3 protein-coding genes are annotated in these 2,015 nt (G+C 65.5%); 2 read left to right on the top strand and 1 reads right to left on the bottom strand.

Features of this window, described 5'->3' with window-relative positions; all coding sequences use genetic code 11:
* Positions 1 to 28 precede the first annotated feature (28 nt).
* Both rplM and rpsI read left to right on the top strand, forming a co-directional pair.
* Positions 29 to 493 (top strand): 50S ribosomal protein L13, encoded by a 465-nt coding sequence (rplM, locus tag EN964_RS32870; RefSeq protein WP_013532205.1) that lies wholly within the window; start codon positions 29 to 31, stop codon positions 491 to 493.
* Position 494: 1 nt separating this feature from the next.
* On the top strand, positions 495 to 977 hold the full coding sequence (gene rpsI, locus EN964_RS32865; RefSeq protein ID WP_023810272.1) for a 30S ribosomal protein S9: 483 nt from the start codon (positions 495 to 497) through the stop codon (positions 975 to 977).
* A gap of 196 nt (positions 978 to 1,173) precedes the next feature.
* Here rpsI and EN964_RS32860 read toward each other — a convergent pair.
* On the bottom strand, positions 1,174 to 2,015 hold an 842-nt coding region (locus tag EN964_RS32860), incomplete at its 5' end, for a LysR family transcriptional regulator (RefSeq protein WP_164776255.1).

The raw sequence follows: 2,015 nt of genomic DNA, 5'->3' as shown, positions 1-2,015 counted from the left end.
ATGAAGGTCAGAACCGAGAGCAGAAAACATGACAACCTTTTCGCAGAAGCCTGCGGATGTGGTGAAGAAGTGGATCCTGATCGACGCCGAAGGTCTCGTCGTCGGTCGTCTGGCCACTGTCATCGCCAATCATCTTCGCGGCAAGCACAAGCCGACCTTCACCCCGCATGTCGACGACGGCGACAACGTCATTGTCATCAATGCCGACAAGGTGGTGTTCACCGGCAAGAAGTTCACCGACAAGGTCTATTACTGGCACACCGGCCACCCAGGCGGCATCAAGGAGCGCACCGCGCGCCAGCTGCTCGAGGGTCGTTTCCCCGAGCGTGTCGTCGAGAAGGCCGTTGAGCGCATGGTCCCACGTGGCCCGCTCGGCCGTCGCCAGATGAAGAACCTGCGCGTCTATGCAGGTGCCGAGCATCCGCATGTCGCACAGCAGCCCGTCGTGCTCGACGTGGCCAAGCTGAACGCCAAGAACAAGAAGGTCGCATAAGATGGCTGAGCTTTCCTCGCTCGCAGAACTGGGCGCCGCCACCGGCAACACCAATACCCAGCCGGCAGCCCCCGTCCACGTCCAGAAGCTCGACAAGTCGGGCCGCGCCTATGCCACCGGCAAGCGCAAGAACGCCATTGCGCGCGTCTGGGTGAAGCCGGGTTCCGGCAAGATCATCGTCAACGACAAGGAATTCGCGACCTATTTCGCGCGTCCGGTCCTGCAGATGATCCTCAACCAGCCGATCATCGCCTCCAACCGCGCCGGCCAGTACGACATCGTCGCGACCGTTGTCGGCGGCGGTCTCTCCGGCCAGGCTGGCGCCGTGCGTCACGGCATCTCCAAGGCGCTGACCTATTACGAGCCGACGCTGCGCGCCGTGCTCAAAAAGGGCGGCTTCCTGACCCGCGACAGCCGCGTCGTCGAGCGCAAGAAGTACGGCAAGGCGAAAGCCCGTCGTTCGTTCCAGTTCTCGAAGCGCTAAGCGTTCCGCAGCTTCAGACAATCGAAAAGGCCGCCTCCGGGCGGCCTTTTTGTTTGCGGCTCGGCAGTCACCCCACCCGCGCCTGCGGCGCGACCTCCCCATCGAGGGGAGGTAGAAGAGCGCGACGCCCTACCTCCCCTCGATGGGGAGGTCGGCGCGTAGCGCCGGGTGGGGTGAAGGCGCCGGCATAAACAGGTCAGGCCTTGCCGCCCTTGATATAGTCGATGAACGCCCGCAGCGGGGCCGGCACCAGCCGCCGGCCGGGATAATAGAGGAACGGTCCGGGAAAACTCGGCCACCACGGTTCGAGAATGGGCTCAAGCGCGCCGCTTTCGAAGTAGGGGCGAAGCCAGCCCTCGAAGAGGCCGATGATGCCGGTGCCGGCGATGGCCGCATCGACGGCAAGATCGGTCGCGCCGCCGATCCGCACGATCAGCGGCCCTGTCGGATCGACCCGCACCACCTCACCGTCGCGCTCGAACTCCCAAGGCAGCATCGCACCGCTGGCAAAGCGCCCGCGCACGCAAGAGTGGCCAAGCAGGTCGCTCGGGTGTTGCGGCCGCCCATGACGAGCAAGATAGGCAGGGCTGGCAGCGGTGGCGAAGCGCTGCACGCGCGGTCCGATCGGCACCGCGATCATGTCCTGCTCCAGCCGCTCGTCATAGCGGATGCCGGCGTCACACCCGGCCGCCAGCACATCGACAAAGTTCTCATCGGCGATCACTTCCAGACGGATGCCGGGATAGGCGGCGAGGAAACCCGGCACGATATCCGGCAATATCAGCCGCGCGGCGCTGACCGGCACATTGAGACGCAGCGAACCCGCCGGCCTGTCGCGAAAGCCGTTCACCACATCCAGCGCCGCCTCCACCTCCGACAGCGCCGGGCCGAGCCGCTCCAGCAGGCTGAGGCCCGCCTCGGTCGGGACAACGCTGCGCGTCGTGCGATTGAACAACCTGACACCAAGCTGCGCTTCCAGGCGACGCACCGCCTCACTCAAGCCGGAGGCGCTGCCGCCGCTCGCACGCGCGCCATCGC

This window comes from Mesorhizobium sp. M7A.F.Ca.CA.001.10.2.1 (genome assembly GCF_003998575.1).
In the GTDB taxonomy this organism is placed as follows: Bacteria; Pseudomonadota; Alphaproteobacteria; order Rhizobiales; family Rhizobiaceae; genus Mesorhizobium.
This window is presented reverse-complemented; position numbering and strand designations above follow the sequence as displayed.

Bases quoted from the DNA above. Each gene is read 5' to 3' on its own strand.
- rplM (WP_013532205.1), top strand. From the start codon at position 29: ATGACAACCTTTTCGCAGAAGCCTGCGGATGTGGTGAAGAAGTGGATC.
- rpsI (WP_023810272.1), top strand. From the start codon at position 495: ATGGCTGAGCTTTCCTCGCTCGCAGAACTGGGCGCCGCCACCGGCAAC.